Annotated in this window: 18 protein-coding genes; 11 read left to right on the forward strand and 7 right to left on the reverse strand. The window is 66.2% G+C overall.

All coding sequences use genetic code 11. The features are described 5' to 3' along the window. The first annotated feature begins 163 nt into the window (after positions 1 to 163). The 11 genes from trbB to GGQ90_RS17045 are packed head-to-tail and all read left to right on the forward strand — an operon-like array spanning position 164 to position 9,756. Entirely contained in the window at positions 164 to 1,150 is a 987-nt protein-coding gene (trbB, locus tag GGQ90_RS16995; protein WP_188083186.1) for a P-type conjugative transfer ATPase TrbB, read from the forward strand. After that, positions 1,147 to 1,482 carry a TrbC/VirB2 family type IV secretion system protein gene (locus GGQ90_RS17000; protein ID WP_188083187.1) on the forward strand — a complete coding sequence of 112 codons (336 nt, stop codon included), beginning with the start codon at positions 1,147 to 1,149 and terminating at the stop codon, positions 1,480 to 1,482. Before trbB ends, GGQ90_RS17000 begins: the two co-directional genes overlap by 4 nt. After that, the gene (locus GGQ90_RS17005; protein ID WP_188083188.1) at positions 1,479 to 1,760 is read left to right on the forward strand and encodes a VirB3 family type IV secretion system protein; all 282 of its coding nucleotides are present in this window, start codon (positions 1,479 to 1,481) and stop codon (positions 1,758 to 1,760) included. The genes GGQ90_RS17000 and GGQ90_RS17005 overlap by 4 nt, the downstream gene beginning before the upstream one ends. Next, positions 1,757 to 4,246, forward strand: a complete 2,490-nt coding sequence (trbE, locus tag GGQ90_RS17010) for a conjugal transfer protein TrbE (RefSeq protein WP_188083189.1) — start codon at positions 1,757 to 1,759, stop codon at positions 4,244 to 4,246. Before GGQ90_RS17005 ends, trbE begins: the two co-directional genes overlap by 4 nt. Then, complete coding sequence (trbJ, locus tag GGQ90_RS17015) at positions 4,243 to 5,001, forward strand: P-type conjugative transfer protein TrbJ (protein ID WP_188083190.1); 759 nt, start codon at positions 4,243 to 4,245, stop codon at positions 4,999 to 5,001. The genes trbE and trbJ overlap by 4 nt, the downstream gene beginning before the upstream one ends. A 5-nt stretch (positions 5,002 to 5,006) precedes the next feature. Then, positions 5,007 to 5,309: a putative entry exclusion protein TrbK-alt gene (trbK-alt, locus tag GGQ90_RS17020; RefSeq protein ID WP_188083191.1), complete on the forward strand. Its 303-nt coding sequence runs from the start codon at positions 5,007 to 5,009 to the stop codon at positions 5,307 to 5,309. Between the two features lies 1 nt (position 5,310). Next, positions 5,311 to 6,621 carry a P-type conjugative transfer protein TrbL gene (gene trbL / locus GGQ90_RS17025; RefSeq protein ID WP_188083192.1) on the forward strand — a complete coding sequence of 437 codons (1,311 nt, stop codon included), beginning with the start codon at positions 5,311 to 5,313 and terminating at the stop codon, positions 6,619 to 6,621. Positions 6,622 to 6,624: 3 nt separating this feature from the next. Then, positions 6,625 to 7,308: a conjugal transfer protein TrbF gene (gene trbF, locus GGQ90_RS17030; protein ID WP_188083193.1), complete on the forward strand. Its 684-nt coding sequence runs from the start codon at positions 6,625 to 6,627 to the stop codon at positions 7,306 to 7,308. Continuing rightward, positions 7,305 to 8,321 (forward strand): P-type conjugative transfer protein TrbG, encoded by a 1,017-nt coding sequence (gene trbG / locus GGQ90_RS17035; RefSeq protein ID WP_188083194.1) that lies wholly within the window; start codon positions 7,305 to 7,307, stop codon positions 8,319 to 8,321. The genes trbF and trbG overlap by 4 nt, the downstream gene beginning before the upstream one ends. Beyond that, entirely contained in the window at positions 8,318 to 9,535 is a 1,218-nt protein-coding gene (locus GGQ90_RS17040; RefSeq protein WP_343053855.1) for a TraB/TrbI/VirB10 family type IV secretion system protein, read from the forward strand. The genes trbG and GGQ90_RS17040 overlap by 4 nt, the downstream gene beginning before the upstream one ends. Further along, complete coding sequence (locus GGQ90_RS17045; protein ID WP_133494670.1) at positions 9,532 to 9,756, forward strand: DUF2274 domain-containing protein; 225 nt, start codon at positions 9,532 to 9,534, stop codon at positions 9,754 to 9,756. The genes GGQ90_RS17040 and GGQ90_RS17045 overlap by 4 nt, the downstream gene beginning before the upstream one ends. 15 nt (positions 9,757 to 9,771) lie before the next feature. Here the strand turns inward: GGQ90_RS17045 and GGQ90_RS17050 are convergent, their stop codons facing one another. From GGQ90_RS17050 to GGQ90_RS17080, 7 genes are all read right to left on the reverse strand, one after another. Continuing rightward, entirely contained in the window at positions 9,772 to 10,080 is a 309-nt protein-coding gene (locus tag GGQ90_RS17050; RefSeq protein WP_133494671.1) for a hypothetical protein, read from the reverse strand. A 38-nt stretch (positions 10,081 to 10,118) separates the two neighbouring features. Next, positions 10,119 to 11,033 carry a LysR substrate-binding domain-containing protein gene (locus tag GGQ90_RS17055; RefSeq protein WP_188083195.1) on the reverse strand — a complete coding sequence of 305 codons (915 nt, stop codon included), beginning with the start codon at positions 11,031 to 11,033 and terminating at the stop codon, positions 10,119 to 10,121. Between the two features lie 9 nt (positions 11,034 to 11,042). After that, entirely contained in the window at positions 11,043 to 13,259 is a 2,217-nt protein-coding gene (locus GGQ90_RS17060) for a xanthine dehydrogenase family protein molybdopterin-binding subunit (protein ID WP_343053856.1), read from the reverse strand. 28 nt (positions 13,260 to 13,287) lie between these two features. Next, on the reverse strand, positions 13,288 to 13,884 hold the full coding sequence (locus tag GGQ90_RS17065) for an Isoquinoline 1-oxidoreductase subunit (RefSeq protein WP_223178308.1): 597 nt from the start codon (positions 13,882 to 13,884) through the stop codon (positions 13,288 to 13,290). Between the two features lie 86 nt (positions 13,885 to 13,970). Then, positions 13,971 to 14,441 (reverse strand): (2Fe-2S)-binding protein, encoded by a 471-nt coding sequence (locus GGQ90_RS17070; protein WP_036526094.1) that lies wholly within the window; start codon positions 14,439 to 14,441, stop codon positions 13,971 to 13,973. 170 nt (positions 14,442 to 14,611) lie between these two features. Next, a complete protein-coding gene (locus tag GGQ90_RS17075; RefSeq protein ID WP_188083196.1) occupies positions 14,612 to 15,229 on the reverse strand; it encodes a class I SAM-dependent methyltransferase in 618 nt (205 codons plus the stop codon). Positions 15,230 to 15,647: 418 nt separating this feature from the next. After that, positions 15,648 to 16,172 (reverse strand): DUF1097 domain-containing protein, encoded by a 525-nt coding sequence (locus tag GGQ90_RS17080; RefSeq protein ID WP_051586846.1) that lies wholly within the window; start codon positions 16,170 to 16,172, stop codon positions 15,648 to 15,650. Between the last annotated feature and the right edge of the window lie 36 nt (positions 16,173 to 16,208).

Here is a 16,208-nt window from a genome sequence, read left to right on the forward strand (position 1 = left end):
GAAAGCCTAGCGATTACCGTCGGCATTAACCGCAGCCTGTAAGTATAAGCCGCCGACTCTACTACACCTTCGACTATCTGTTGCACCGGCCGGATTTCTGGCTCTCTTGATGTGCTCCTGACGCCGGGCGGCGGTTCGCCCGGCCCAATCCAGGGGCCGATCCTTGACCGTTCAACCGATCCGATCCGAGGCGAAGTCACGCGGCGCGCGGATGCTGCGCACCGCGCTCGGGCCGTCGATCGCTACCTGGCTCGACGACCCAGCCGTCATCGAAGTCATGCTCAACCCGGACGGCCGGTTGTGGGTCGATCGGCTCGGAGAAGGCATCAGCGACACCGGCGAGCTGCTGAGCGCGGCCGACGGCGAACGCATCGTCCGCTTGGTCGCGCACCATGTCGGCGTCGAGGTTCACGCCCGATCCCCGCGCGTTTCGGCCGAGCTGCCGGAAGGAGGCGAGCGGTTCGAGGGGCTCTTGCCCCCGGTAGTGGCCGCGCCTGCCTTCGCGATTCGCAAACCTGCCGTCGCGGTATTCATGCTCGACGATTATGCGGCGGCCGGCATCATGTCGGCAGCTCACGCTGAGGCGCTGCGGCACGGTGTCGAAACCCGCGCCAACATACTCGTCGCGGGTGGGACCGGCAGCGGCAAGACCACGCTGGTCAATGCGCTGTTGGCCGAAGTCGCCAAGACCACCGACCGCATCGTCCTGATCGAAGACACGCGCGAGCTGCAATGCGCCGCGCCCAACCTCGTCGCCATGCGGACCAAGGACGGCGTCGTCTCGCTGTCCGATCTCGTCCGGTCCTCTCTGCGGCTGCGCCCGGATCGCATCCCCATCGGCGAGGTGCGCGGCGCGGAGGCGCTCGATCTCCTCAAAGCCTGGGGCACCGGCCACCCCGGCGGCATCGGCACGATCCATGCCGGCACGGCGCTCGGCGCACTGCGCCGCATGGAGCAGCTCATTCAGGAGGCCGTCATCACGGTCCCCCGCGCTCTGCTGGCCGAGACCATCGACCTCATCGCCGTGCTGGTCCGCGACGGACACGGCCGCCGCCTCGCCGAGCTGGCCCGTGTCGAAGGGCTCGACCCCTCGACCGGCGACTACCGCCTCATCCCGCTTTCCCAATCCCAGCCAGGAGACCTGCCATGATCCATGCCCTTCGGCGTGGCGCACGCCGCGCCATGCTCGCCGCCACCGCCAGCGTCGTCGCGCTGACCTTCGCCGTTCCGGCTCATGCGGGCGGATCGTCGATGCCGTGGGAAGCCCCGCTCCAGTCGATCCTCGAAAGTATCGAGGGGCCGGTGGCGAAGATCGTCGCGGTCATCATCATCATCGTGACTGGCCTGACGCTGGCGTTCGGAGACACATCGGGCGGCTCGCGCCGGCTGATCCAGATCGTGTTCGGCCTGTCGATCGCCTTCGCGGCCAGCTCCTTCTTCCTGAGCTTCTTCAGCTTCGGCGGCGGAGCGCTGATCGCATGAACGGGGCGGCCGATCATGGCGAACCGATCGCGGGCTATTTCGCCCCGGTCCATCGGGCGCTGACCGAGCAGATATTGCTCGGCGGCGCTCCGCGCTCGCTCGCTATCGTGAACGGCACGCTGGCCGGTGCGATCGGCCTCGGCCTGCGCCTCTGGATCGCTGGCCTCGTCATCTGGGCGATCGGCCATGCCCTGTCAGTCTGGGCGGCGCGCCGTGACCCGCAATTCGTGGACGTGGCCCGCCGCCACCTCCGCTACCCGAGCTGGATGCAGCCATGATGAGCTTGCGCGAATACCGCAACAAGGCGGCACACCTTGCCGACTTCCTGCCCTGGGCCGCGCTGGTCGGCGAAGGCGTCGTGCTCAACAAGGACGGTTCGTTCCAGCGCACTGCGCGCTTCCGGGGACCGGACCTTGATTCGGCGACGCCCGCCGAGCTGGTCGCCACCACCGCTCGGCTCAACAACTCACTGCGCCGCCTGGGCTCGGGCTGGGCGATCTTCGTCGAGGCGCGGCGAGCGCCCGCGCTCGACTACCCGGACGCCGAATTTCCCGATCCGGTCTCCGCTCTGGTCGAGATGGAGCGGCGCGAGCAGTTCCGCGAGGACGGCGCGCATTTCGAGAGCGCCTACTACCTGACGCTGCTGTGGCTGCCGCCGGCCGAGGAAGCGGCGCGGGCCGAAACCTGGCTCTACGAGGGCCGGTCCAGCACTGGCGTCGATCCGTGGGAGATGCTGGCCGGCTTCACCGATCGCAGCGACCGCGTTCTCAATCTGGTCGAGGGTTTCGTGCCCGAGGTCCGTTGGCTCGATGACGGCGAGACGCTCACCTATCTGCATAGCACCATCTCGACCCGGCGCCAGCGAGTCCGGGTTCCCGAGACCCCGATGCACCTCGACGCGCTGCTCGCCGACGAGCCGCTGACCGGCGGGCTGGAACCGCGCCTGGGCGACCATCATCTCCGCACGCTCACCATCATTGGATTTCCCAGCGTCACCTTTCCCGGCCTGCTCGACGAGTTGAACCGGCTGGCCTTCGAGTATCGCTGGAGCACCCGCGCCATCATGCTCGACAAGACCGACGCGACCAAGCTGCTCACCCGTATTCGTCGCCAGTGGTTCGCCAAGCGCAAGTCCGTCGCAGCCATCTTGAAGGAGGTGATGACCAACGAGGCGAGCACGCTGCTCGACAGCGACGCCTCCAACAAGGCCGCAGACGCCGACACCGCCCTGCAGGAGCTGGGCGCCGACTATGCCGGCATGGCCTATGTCACCGCGACAGTGACGGTGTGGGACCGCGATCCCGCCATCGCTGCCGAGAAGCTGCGGCTGGTCGAGAAGGTCATTCAGGGCCGCGACTTCACCGTCATTCCCGAGGGGATGAACGCCGTGGAAGCGTGGCTCGGCTCACTTCCCGGTCACACATATGCCAACGTCCGTCAGCCCCCGCTTTCCACTTTCAATCTCGCCCACCTGATCCCCCTGTCAGCGGTATGGGCGGGGCCGGAACGGGACGAGCATTTCGGACACCCCCCCTTGCTCTATGGCAGGACCGAAGGCTCGACCCCGTTCCGGTTTTCCCTTCATGTCGGCGACGTCGGCCATACGCTGATCGTCGGCCCGACCGGCGCGGGCAAGTCGGTGCTGCTCGCCCTCATGGCGATGCAGTTCCGCCGCTATCCGAGCGCACAGGTGTTCGCTTTCGATTTCGGCGGCAGCATCCGCGCCGCCGCGCTCGGCATGGGCGGGGACTGGCAGGATCTCGGCGGAATGCTGTCCGACGAGGCCGGCACGGGTGTCCAGCTTCAACCATTGGCGCGCATCGACGATCCCGCCGAGCGGGCATGGGCGGCGGAATGGCTGGCTGCCATCCTTGCGTCCGAAGGCGTCGCGGTCGATCCCCAGGCCAAGGAGCACCTATGGTCGGCGCTCGGCTCACTTGCGTCCGCGCCGATCGGCGAGCGCACACTGACCGGGCTGGCCGTGCTGTTGCAATCGCAGCAGCTCAAACAGGCGCTCGCCTCCTACTGCATCGGCGGGCCGTGGGGCCGTTTGCTCGACGCGGAGGCCGAGCGTCTCGGCGAGGCGTCGGTTCAGGCGTTCGAGACCGAAGGCTTGGTCGGCGCCGGATCGGCGGCCGCCGTCCTGTCCTATCTGTTCCACCGGATCGAAGGCCGGCTGGACGGCTCGCCCACGCTCATCATCATCGACGAGGGCTGGCTGGTCCTCGACAGCCCGGACTTCGCCGCGCAGCTCCGCGAATGGTTGAAAACTCTGCGCAAGAAGAACGCCAGTGTGGTGCTCGCCACGCAGAGCCTCGCCGACATCGAAACCTCGAACATCGCGCCGGCCATCATCGAAAGCTGTCCGACGCGCATCTTCCTGCCGAATGAGCGCGCCGCCGAGCCGCAGATCGCCACTATCTACGAGCGGTTCGGCCTCAACGCCCGCCAGATCGAAATCCTCAGCCGGGCCACGCCCAAGCGCGACTATTACTGCCAGTCGCGGCGCGGCAACCGGCTGTTCGAGCTGGGGCTGGGCGAGGTCGCGCTGGCCTTCGCTGCCGCGTCGTCGAAGTCAGACCAGCTCCGCATCGCCGAACTGGTTGAAGCTCTCGGCCGCGAACGCTTCGCCGCCGAGTGGCTGCGCCATCGCGGCTTGGCCTGGGCGGTCGATCTTCTTCCCGAACCCCAACCCGATCCGCTGACCGGTCGCCGGGAAGATGCCGGCCAGATCCCCCTTGCCTTGAAGGATATGACCCTATGAAGCCCAACATCCTGCACCGCGCCATGCTGGCCGGCGCCATCGCCACGTCGAGCATGATCGGCATCACCGCCGCCACGCCGGCGCACGCTCAGTTCGGCGGGATCGTCTATGACCCGACCAACTATGCGCAGAACGTGCTGACCGCCGCTCGGTCGCTCCAGCAGATCAACAACCAGATTCAGCAAATCCAGAACCAGGCGACCTCGCTCATCAACGAGGCTCGCAATCTGACTTCGCTGCCGTTCAGCTCGCTCCAACAGTTGCAGAGCCAAGTGCAGCGCACCCAGCAGCTTCTCGGCGAGGCGCAGCGCATCGCCTACGACGTGCAGAACGTCCAGCAGGCGTTCAGCAGCCGCTACAAGGGCGCGGCGCTCACCGGCACCCACGCGCAGATGGTCGCCAACGCCAATGCGCGCTGGGAGGATAGCGTCGGCGCATTCGAGGACGCGCTGCGTGTTCAGGCTGGCGTGGTCGGCAATATCGACGGCGCGCGCATCACGATGGACGGCCTGGTCACGTCCAGCCAGTCGGCGACCGGCGCGCTTCAGGCGGCACAGGCGGGCAACCAGCTACTCGCGCTGCAATCGCAGCAGCTCGCGGACCTGACGGCACTGCTCGCCGCGCAAGGCCGGGCGCAGGCGCTCGACTCGGCGCGCAACGCCGCGGTCGAAGCCGAGAGCCGCGAACGGCTTCGCCGCTTCCTCACGCGGTCCACCGGCTATCAGCCGGGCAACGCCCGCATGTTCCACGACTGATCGTAATGGACAGCAAGCTCCTCGCGCGCATCGGCACCGTCATCTTCATCGCCATCGCCACCACGATGACGGCGATCGAGATGAGCCGAGCACCAGAGCCACCGCGCGCGGGGCCGGTGGCCGTCGCCGAGAAATCGGCGACGGACCCGCTGTTGATCGAGCTGCGCCGCTGCCAGTCGATCGGCGCGGCCGGGGCGAGCGACCCTGATTGCCTGCGCGCCTGGGCCGAGAACCGTCGTCGGTTCCTCGCGCCCGGCGCGCGTCCCGCCGCCCGCATCGCCGATGGCGCTACCCCGCAGGAGAATTGATATGGGCGGCACCGGCGTCGTCGATCGCTTTCTGGATGTCTTCACCCGCTATATCGACAGCGGGTTCGGCCTGCTCGGCGGCGAGGTGGCATTCATCGCCACGACGCTGATCGTCATCGACGTGACTTTGGCCGCGCTGTTCTGGACGTGGGGCGAAGGCGACGACATCATCGCGCGCCTCGTCAAGAAGACGCTGTTCGTCGGCGTCTTCGCCTACATCATCGGCAACTGGAACAGCCTGGCACGCATCGTCTTCGAGAGCGTCGCCGGGCTCGGGCTCAAAGCGTCGGGCACCGGCTTTACGGCGGCCGAACTGCTCCAGCCGGGCCGCGTCGCCCAAGTCGGGCTGGAGGCGGGTCAGCCGATCCTAGAATCCATTTCAGACTTGATGGGCTGGGTCGCATTCTTCGAGAACTTCATCCAGATTGCGGTGCTGCTGATCGCCTGGCTGCTGGTCATCCTCGCCTTCTTCATTCTGGCGATCCAGCTCTTCGTGACGCTGATCGAGTTCAAGCTGGCGACGCTCTGCGGCTTCGTCCTCATCCCCTTCGGCCTGTTCGGCAAGACCGCCTTCATGGCCGAGCGCGTGCTGGGACTCGTCATCTCGTCGGGCGTCAAGGTGCTGGTGCTCGCCGTCATCGTCGGCATCGGCTCGACATTGTTCGACGAGTTCCGCGCCGGGTTCGGCGGCGCGCAGCCCAGCATCGAGGACGCGATGGCCGTCGCGCTCGCCTCGCTCTGTCTTCTCGGCCTCGGCATCTTCGGCCCGTCGATCGCCAATGGCATCGTCTCAGGCGGCCCGGCGCTTGGCGCAGGCGCCGCAGCGGGAACCGTGCTCGCAGCCGGCGGCGCGCTTGTCGGTGGCGCCGCTGCCGCCCGCCTCGGCGCCGGCGCTGCGGCGGGTGCGATCGGCGGCGCGGCGCGAGGCGCCGCCTTCACCTCGGGCGCAGCCAACAGCGCCTATGCGCTCGGCTCCGCCGGTAAGACCGGCGGGGCTGCGGTCGCCGGCGGCGCTGGCGGCGTCGGCCAGGCGGCGGCCGGTGCGGTCATGTCACCGCTTCGCAAGGCGGCCGCTTCGCTCAAGGACAGCTATCGCTCGGGCGGCCGCGCCGCCGTCACCGCAACGGGCGGGACCATTTCAGGCGGCAGTTCCACGCCGTCGCCGGACACTTCCGCCGGTGCGCCCGCCTGGGCGTCCGCGATGAAGAACCGTCAAACTATGACTCACGGCGCGACCATAGCCGCCCACACGCTGCGCTCCGGCGACGGCGGCGGCAGCGGCGCGTCGGTCGATACCAGCCAGAAGGATTGATCCATGTTCAAGCGACCGACCATCCGCTACGGCCAGACGCCCGAGCCGGCCACACCCTATCAGCGCGCCGCGCAGGCATGGGACGACCGCATCGGTTCGGCGCGCGTGCAGGCGAAGAACTGGCGGCTCGCGTTTTTCGGCACGTTGGCGCTTTCGGGCGGTCTAGCTGGCGGCCTCGTCTGGCAATCGACGCGCGGCCATATCGTCCCGTGGGTCGTGCAGGTCGATCGGCTGGGCGAAGCTCAGGCGGTTGCGCCCGCCGAGGCCGGCTATCGCCCGACCGATCCGCAGGTCGCGTTCCATCTCGCCCGCTTCATCGAGCAGGTCCGCGCGATCCCCGCCGACCCGGTGATCGTCCGTCAGAACTGGCTCAGGGCTTACGACTTCACGACCGATCGCGGCGCGCTTGCGCTCAATGACTATGCGCGGGCCAACGACCCGTTCGCCAATGTCGGGCGGGTGCAGGTCGCGGTGGAAGTGTCCAGCGTCATCCGGGCATCGCCTGACAGCTTCCGCGTCGCCTGGATCGAGCGCCGCTATCAGGACGGCAGCCTTGCCGCCACCGAACGCTGGTCCGCGATCCTCACCATCGTCGTCCAGCCTCCGCGCACCCCCGACGCCCTGCGCAAGAATCCGCTTGGCGTCTTCGTCAATGCCCTCAACTGGTCGAAGGAGCTGTCGCAATGACCGGCATACCCATCCGCCGCGCGACCACTGCCGCGCTGTTCGTCTCCGCATCCGCGCTCGCCGGCTGCGCTACCACGTCGGCCAGGCCGCCCGTGATCGCGTTCGACGATCCGCCCCCCGCGATCGCCGCGACGCCCGCGGCAGAGCCGCCCCGCGCGGTCGAGATCGTCACGATCCTCGAGCCGTTGCCGCTGCCCGGCCAGTTGAAGCCGATGACGGAGAGCGCGCGACCGCCAGAGCCCGCCGATCCGCGCCGCCGTGTCGGCGACGCCAACGACGCCGCTCGCGTGCAGCCGGTGCGCGACGGCTTCCTCAACGCCATTCAGCAATATCCGTGGACCGACGGCGCGCTGTATCAAGTCTATGCCGCTCCCGGCCAGGTGACGGACATCGCGCTTCAGGAAGGTGAGCAGCTCGTTGGACCTGGGCCAGTCGCGGCCGGCGACACGGTGCGCTGGATCATCGGCGACACGGTAAGCGGCAGCGGCGCCACCGCCCGCGTGCATATCCTCGCCAAACCAACCCGGCCCGACCTCGCCACCAACATGGTCATCAACACCGACCGTCGCACCTATCACCTCGAATTACGTGCGACCCCGGCGACTTACATGGCATCGGTCTCTTGGACCTATCCGCAAGACCAGCTCATTGCCTTGCAGGGTCGCAACGCGGCCGCGGCCGCCGCTGCGCCAGCCGCGACCGGCGTGGACGTGTCCGCGCTCAATTTCCGCTACCGGGTCGAAGGCGACCGCGCGGCGTGGAAGCCCGTTCGCGTGTTCGACGATGGCCGGCAGGTGTTCGTGGAGTTTCCGGCCGGGATCTCGCAGGGCGAGATGCCGCCGCTGTTCGTGACCGGCGCGGCCGGTGACGCCGAGTTGGTCAATTATCGCGTGCATGGCCGCTACATGGTGGTCGATCGCCTGTTTGCCGCCGCCGAGCTGCGCCTGGGCGATCGGCGCAGCGAGCAGCGCGTTCGCATCGTGCGCGTCGATGGACGGCGGGGGCGGCCGTGAGCGAGCCCGTAGACACTCCGGCCACCGCGCCCGCCGCGCTGCATTCCGATCCTCAAGCCTTCCAGCTTCGCGGAGATCCGCCGCGCGTGATGCGCCTGTCGCGTAAGGCGCTCGCAGTCGTGGGTGTCGCCGCCGGCCTTGGGATCGGCGGCTCACTGATCTATGCGCTGCGCCCGCCCAGCGAGAAAGCCGCGCAGGAACTTTATAACACCGACAGCCGCGCCACCGCCGAGACCATCACGTCCGGGCCGCGCGACTACGCGCAGGCGCCCCGGCTCGGCCCGCCGCTGCCCGGCGACCTCGGCGGACCGATCGTGGCGGCGCAGCAGCGCGGCGAGAATGTGCCAGTGCCTCCGGTCGGCACGCAACCAGGTCAACCCGATCCCAGCGTTCAGGCCGCCGAGACCGCCCGCCAGCGTGCGCAGCAAGAGCGCGACGCGGCGCGCACCAGCTCGGTCTTCCTCGGCAGCAGCGGGGGTTCGGCGTCATCAGCGGCCCCGGCTTCCCCCGGTCTCGCAGCGCCGAACCAGGCGCCTCCGGTGACGGCCGATGCAGCGGCGCAAAGCGACCAGGCCGCCAAGCGCGCCTTCATGGCGCAGGCGTCCAACCAGCGCACGGTCAGCGTCGAGCGGCTGACGGTGCCGACGTCGCCAAACATCGTGCAGGCCGGAAGCATCATCCCGGCCGCGCTCATCACCGGCGTCCGTTCGGACCTCCCCGGCCAGATCACCGCACAGGTGACAGCCAATGTCTATGACAGCCCCACGGGTCGCATCCTGCTCATCCCACAGGGCGCGCGGCTGATCGGCGAGTATGACAGCGAGATCGCCGCCGGGCAGACCCGCGTGCTGCTCGCCTGGGACCGGCTCATCATGCCGGACGGCCGCTCGATCGTTCTCGAGCGCCAGCCCGGCGCGGACGGAACGGGGTTCGCCGGCCTACAGGACCGCGTGAACCAGCACTGGGGCAATCTCCTCAGGGCGGCGGCCGTCTCGACGCTTCTCGGCGTAGGCGCCGAGCTGGGTGCGGACAGCGAGGACGACCTGACCCGTGCCCTCCGGCGAGGCTCGCAAGATACCATCAACCAGACCGGCCAGCAGATCGTGCGGCGGCAGCTCAATGTGCAGCCAACGCTCACCATCCGGCCGGGGCATCCACTGCGCGTGCTCCTGACGCGCGACCTCGTGCTCGAACCGATCGGAGCAACGCGATGACGAAGTTGAAGCTGGGGCCGCTGGCCGACGACCGACCCGTCAAGCTGACGGTTGAACTGCCCGCGACTGTTCACCGCGATCTTGTCGCCTATGCCGCCGCGCTCGCGACCGAAACAGGCGGGGAAGCCGTAGCTCCCGAGAAACTCGTCGCGCCGATGCTGGCGAAGTTCATGGCGAGCGATCGAGGGTTTTCACGACGTCGGGGCGCCGCAAAGGACTGAGCCGGCGCGTTGCCGTCAGTTTCCCAAGAACCGCTTGCGGCGTTCCTGCGCGTCGACCTTGATGATCGCTTCTTCGGCGGTGGCGCATTCGCCGCCCCGCACCGAGCCATCACGACATCCGGCGACGACTTGCCGCGCTTCGTCGATATGCGCGATGAAATACTGCGTGCCGCGCGCCTCGCTGGGCGCCGCAGCGATGGGCGAAGGGATGACGACGGGCGCTGTCTGCTGCGTCGGCGCGATCGCCGGCCGCAGGACAAATCCACCCGCGAAGCCGACGAGCAAAGTTACGAGCACGATGATGATTGTCTTGCTTTGGGGCATGCGGCAGCTCCAAGAATTGGACATCTAATTTACTGGAATCACGGCAGGAAATCAAAAGGCAGCGCATGGCGTTTCGTGATGAATCCAAGAAACCGTCGCAGGGCTGGATTGCCGTTGTCCTCTCGCCAGTAGCCCGAATAGCCGACCAGCGCTGGTCCTTGCTCGCCGTGGATCGGTCGATAGATTACGTCGGGATAGTGAGCGCCCGTCGAACCCTCGCAAACGATACTCACTCCGCATCCACCGCCAAGAATACTTAGGATGGTTTCGCGGCTGGATTGTCGCATCCGAATGTCCGGACTTGCGCTCGACACCGACAATCGCCCTAGCAGGATGTCGCGCATCTCCGGGCCGGGATCGGCGGCGGGCAACAGGAAGCGCTCGCCTCGGAGGTCGGTCCAGTGAACTACGTTGCGTTCGGCGAACGGATGTGAGGCCGGGAGTGCAACCAACATCCGCTCGCTCCACAGCGGTTGGCAACGAAAGCCATTATGTCCCATCGCGCCCATCAGGATGGTCATATCGATCTCACCCGCGCTGAGGCCTGCGAGAAGCACAGCGCGATCGGCTTCCACGCAGTCGACCTCGACCTCTGGATGGGTCGCACGCCAACCCATCATCGTCGCTCGGAGATTGCCAGCTGAGACCGAGCTATTATGACCGAGCCTCAGACCACCGGCCCGACCTTGGCCAGCGGCCCGCATCATCGCCACGAGGTGGTCAGCGCTGGCGATCATCGGTCGAATGCCGCGAAGGAATACTTTACCCGCCAACGTCGGGGTGACTCCCGAGCGCGAGCGTTCGAAAATCGGCGTCCCGACCGCCCGCTCTAGCTTCAGGATATTCCTGCTGAGCGTCGATTGCTCGATGTCGAGGGCGCGGGCCGCCCGGTAGAAGCTTCCATGATCCGCTGCCGCAACGGCATAGCGAAGTTGGCGGATATCAAACGGCACGTTCCTTTGTTACCTCCCAAAGATTGCCGATCCCGCATTGGAGAAACCCGCGTTCGCTGCGCCCCCGTGCACGAACGGCAAGCTTCGCGTGGGAGAACCGGTCAAGGTGAGTATGGCGTTCGCAACCGCGGGCGCGATCGGCGGCACGCCGGGTTCGCCCATGCCGGACGGCCGGTTGGTGGATGGAATGATGTACGTCTCGACTGCAGGCATCTCGTTCATGCGCAGGACTGGGTAGGAATCGAAGTTGGTTTCCTGGACGATGCCATCCTTGAGCGTGACGGCGCCGTAGAGCGCGGCCGAGAGGCCGAAGCCGATCCCCCCTTCCATCTGTGCGGCGATCAGATCAGGCGAGATGGCTATGCCGCAGTCGACGACCGCGAAGACGCGTCGCACAATGGGTCGTCCCTCGCTCATTCGCACTTCGGCGATCTGACCGACAATGGTGCCGAATGCCTCATGTACGGCGAGACCTCGCGCCCAACCGGTTTCGAGCGGCTTGCCCCAACCCGCTTTGCTACACAGCATGTCGAGCACCGCTATCCGCCGAGTTGCGCCTGCCTTCTGATACAGTGAGCGCCGGTACGCTGCCGGATCGCGGCCGGCACGCCGAGCGAGTTGATCGACGATATGTTCCATTACCATGCCGGTGTGAGAGTGGCCGACAGAGCGCCAGAATGAGACCGGCACCGGAAAACGCGGGCTGAAGGCCTTGCCATCGACGGTCGACGCGGTCGAGAAATAGGGCGAGTCCGTAATGCCCTCGGTCGCCTGCGGATTTCCACCAATCGGCATCAGCGGCTGGCAAACGGCATGAATGCGCCAACGCGCCGGGAAACCATCGGCGCCAAGTTGGATCCAGGCACGGTGATGCGACATGGGCCGAAAGTAGCCGGACATCATTTCATCTTCCCGAGTCCAGATCAGCTTGACGGGGCGGCCTTCTGTCCGCTTCGCAATCCGCACGCTCTCGATGACATAATCCGACGCCATGAGGCCGCGACGGCCGAATGATCCTCCCGCCGGCACCACTTCGATATCGACCTTTCCGGGGATCGTCAGGGCGACCCGCGCCGCCTGGACCTGATCGACGATGGGGAGATGAGCGCCCGATGTGATCGAGACATTCCAACCATCTACCTTGGCCACGCAGTCGAGCGTCTCCATCGGTGCATGGGCAAGATAGGGAAAGTTGAACGCGAATTCGACCACCTCGCCCGTGAACGGAGCTTCTGGGTTTTCACCCTTGGTCCCAAAGTCGCTCGGATCGACATCGCCGCGTCCCGTGGCGATGTCGTGATAATAGCGGAGGAGTTCGGGCGTCGAGCGCTTCTCCGCCTCGCTATCGTCCCATTCGATGCGAAGTGCGTCGCGCCCCAGCTTCGCCGCGAAGGTCGATTCCGCTACTACCGCTACCCCGGTTTCGATCGCGAAGGCATCGATCACTCCCTTGATCTTTCGAGCGTCGGACGCGTCGTACCGCGCCAACTTGCCGCCGAAGCGGGGGCTGTGCGCAACCATCCCGACCAGCATACCGGGGCGCTGGATGTCCTGCGTATAGACTTGGGCGCCCGTGCTTTTCGGCTGACTGTCCTTGCGACGCACCCGATCGGTGCCGATCAGCCGGTAGTCCTTGGCTTGCTTGAGGGCCGGCGATTGCGGCGGGGTGTGGCGCGAAGCATCGGCAAGCAGGTCTGCGAAGCTCGCGGAGCGGTTCGAGGCCGGATGCGACACTACTCCATCCCGGACCTCGATTAACCGACGCGGGACCTTCCAGCGGAGCGCTGCCGCATCGACGAACATGGCGCGGGCGGCGGCGCCCGCATTGCGCATGGCATCCCAGTTCGACGCGATGGAGTTCGACCCGGCAGTGCCCTGAACGCCATAGGTGCGGAAATTGCTCCGGGAATCGATGACACGCACCCGGTCCCAGTCCGCGTCGAGCTCTTCGGCGACGATCGCGGCAATGCCGGCATGGATGCCTTGTCCCAGTTCCTGCTGCTTGTTGACGATCGTCACCCACCCATCGGGCGCGATGCGGATGAACGATCCGAATGCGCTCGGCTCGGGATCGGGGCCACCGCCGCTCAAGATCGCGCCGCCGACCTGCATCGGATGCGTTGCCGTATAACCGACGACCAACGCGCCGCCGATCAGTGAGCCGCCCAGAATCATTCGGCGGCGCGTCATGCGAACGCCACGCTTCGCGCCTTGTACATCGGTCACGCTGGTCTCCTTTTGCGACGTCGCTGGCTCAGGCCGGGCATTTCGCACCGGTATCAAGCCAGGCCTTGATCAGCGCGGCAAACTCAGCCTGTGTGCCCGGCGCGGGCGTGCGCTCGCCGCCTGGGTGCCAGGCCCAACCGACCAGTTCGTCTTCGGCCAGGTGATGAAGCAGTTCCTCGCGGCCCATATGCGCGCGCGCCGGGTCCAGGATCTGCCGACAGATTTCGCCGAGTGTCTTGCCCTGCCAGGCCATCCCGATCGGCGCGAGTTTCCATTTGGGATTGCCCGGCACGCCCGATGGCTCGAAGTTCTCGTCATGATGGCAGGTCGAGCAGCGCAAGGTTGGCTCACCGCCGCCATCCGGGCCGCGGGCGACCCAAGGGGTGTGCGGACGCATGGCGTCGGTTTGCGTCGGCCGGTCGGTCCGCGGATGGCAGTTCATGCAGCGCGGGTGCTGGATCACGCGGCCCGCTTCCTCGAATAACGCGAGCGATCGCGCCTGCGGGTCCGCAATGCTCGCGAACGCGGCGACAGGGCGCAGGTGAGCGATCTCGATCCGCGGATGACTGGCGGGAAGCGAATGTGCCTGCGGCAGCGGCTGGGGACGCAGGACGATTGCCGACACGAGGACGATGGCTGCGACGGTCAGCGCCAGTATGGGTAGGCAGCCGAAGCGTCGACGCCTGCTCAGTCCGGAGGAACGTCGCCATCTCACGACCGGCCGGACCCAAGCACGCCGGCGGCATCATGAATCGCGGCGCGGATGCGGTTGTAGGTGGCGCAGCGGCAGATGTTGCCGCTCATGGCGATATCGACGTCGTCGTCGGTCGGCGCTGGAATCGCGCGGAGCAGCGCCACCGCGCTCATGACCTGACCTGACTGGCAGAAGCCACATTGCGGCACGTCGCGTGCAATCCAGGCGTCCTGGATCGCCTTGGTCTCCGCACCCTCCACGGCTTCGATCGTCACGATCTGCGCTGAGGCTACGGCCTCCAGCGCAAGGGAGCATGATCGCATCGGCTGACCATCAACATGCACGGTGCAGGCGCCGCACTGCGCAACGCCGCAGCCGTATTTCGTACCCGTCAGTTTCAGCGTATCTCGAAGCACCCAGAGAAGGGGAGTCTGGCCGTCCTCGTCGATGCTATGGACCTGGCCGTTGACTGAAAGGGAATATGGCATGGGCTAAGCCTGGGGAGCATTGATCATGCAGCCGAAGGTATGCGGATCCGGCAAGGCAGAGAACGCCGGATCCTTCAGATAACATGCCTATTTCTGCAAGAGCGCAATCGTGCGATTGTGGTGTCACAAAGTAATCGCGCGGACGGAAAAATGGATGATGCCGGTGCTTGCTATGATGCTGTGCCGCACTTGCAGGTAGTTGCGGAGGTCAGGAGAGCGGGAGCATCTGCGCGCGGCTGTGAGACAAAAATGCGATAAACCGATGCCGGAGGTATGTTGCGAAGGGTCGTTCCGACCCGTTCAGCGACAAGCCCGAGGCGGTCGAGTACGTCGTCGGGTACGGAGCATCGCCGGCCGTAGGTGAACAGGTAAAGCGCTGCCTCCGGCTTCATGCGGCCGAACGCGGCGCGCATGATTGCTTCGATCTGCCGGGTATTCATGCTCCGGAGACCTAGCCCGCAGACCGCAGCGCCAAATTCGCGGGTTCGATCGTCTTGATCCGAGGATAGCTCGGCCGCATCGAGGCCAAGCACCGTTGCACAAGGGTAGCGCCGCCTCAGTATCGCTGCAAAGGTCTGGTTCAGTTCCACCAATGTCAGATCGCGTTCGGCGACCCCGCGTGTAACCAGCCCTTGCGTGAACACGCCGGTACCCGGCCCAAGCTCCAGGACGGGACCCGTCCACTTATCGATGTGCTGGGTGATAAGCGATACGAGTGCTTTGCCGGATGGAGCGATCGCGGCAGTTCCTCCTGGATCGCGCAGCCACTCCATGAGGAACCGAAACATGTCCCTCGCCCCTCCGCGTTGGTTGTCGCCGCTGGTCTCAGGGCAAAGGCCTTTCCACCGCGAGGGAACGGTGCATGTCGATGAATTCATTACAAGCGATCCACGGTTTTGCGTTTGGGGAACGAGGCCGCGCGCCTGATTTGCGGAGGGATGTCGGAAGCGTTCCAGCCGGCCATGAATATGTCTTTCGAGAGCTTTTCTGGTGTCTTCGCCAAGATACGCCTCGGCACGCCAGGCTCCATGCCTGAACCCGGGACTTACTTGCCCAATCCTCCGACTAGCGGGACGTCGCGTGTCGAGTGCATGGATCAAGCAAGTCTCCGTAGGTAACCAAGGCCACAGCCGCGGGCGTTCATCGCGCTGCTGGGCTTCTTCGTCACAGCGATGCGGCGGGTCGTGCGAAGAAGCGACGCGACGCTTACTCGGCAAAGCGTCGATTGAGGGTTTGACACGTATAGCCGGCCAGCCCGCCGATTGCGGTCGCCGATGCCAAATGGGCAAACGATGCGATGGCGAGGTCGAATTCGGCAGCAAAGAAGGTCACCATTCCGAGGAACCACGCCAGCATGTTGCCCAATATTTCACGGGCGCGGAGGCCGACGATCAGCATGGCGACCAGGAACACGACGACCGGTAGGGCCATGTGATTCAGGGACGGCATGAGGGCGCCGGTGATGATGTGCGACACGGCGCCGATTGCGATGCCGAGCCACAGGCATAGCATTGCCGACAGGCAGTTCGCCAGCGACGTGGGGCGCGTAAACCACGCGATGAAACCAGCGAACATCACCCATACTTCAAGGCTCAGCGCGGCGCTGAGCCAGGCAGCAAACGCGGCCACGACGGAGGCGATCAGTGTCCAGAGGAGGAACTTGTCGCGGGTGTCGCGGGGACTGGCCGATGGTGGCATCTGCGAAGCTTCCGGCACTTGTGAGCTACTCATTGCGATGGCCTTTCGTAGATATCGGGTTGGGGTCGT

The organism is Sphingobium scionense, assembly GCF_014197035.1.
Classification (GTDB): domain Bacteria; phylum Pseudomonadota; class Alphaproteobacteria; order Sphingomonadales; family Sphingomonadaceae; genus Sphingobium; species Sphingobium scionense.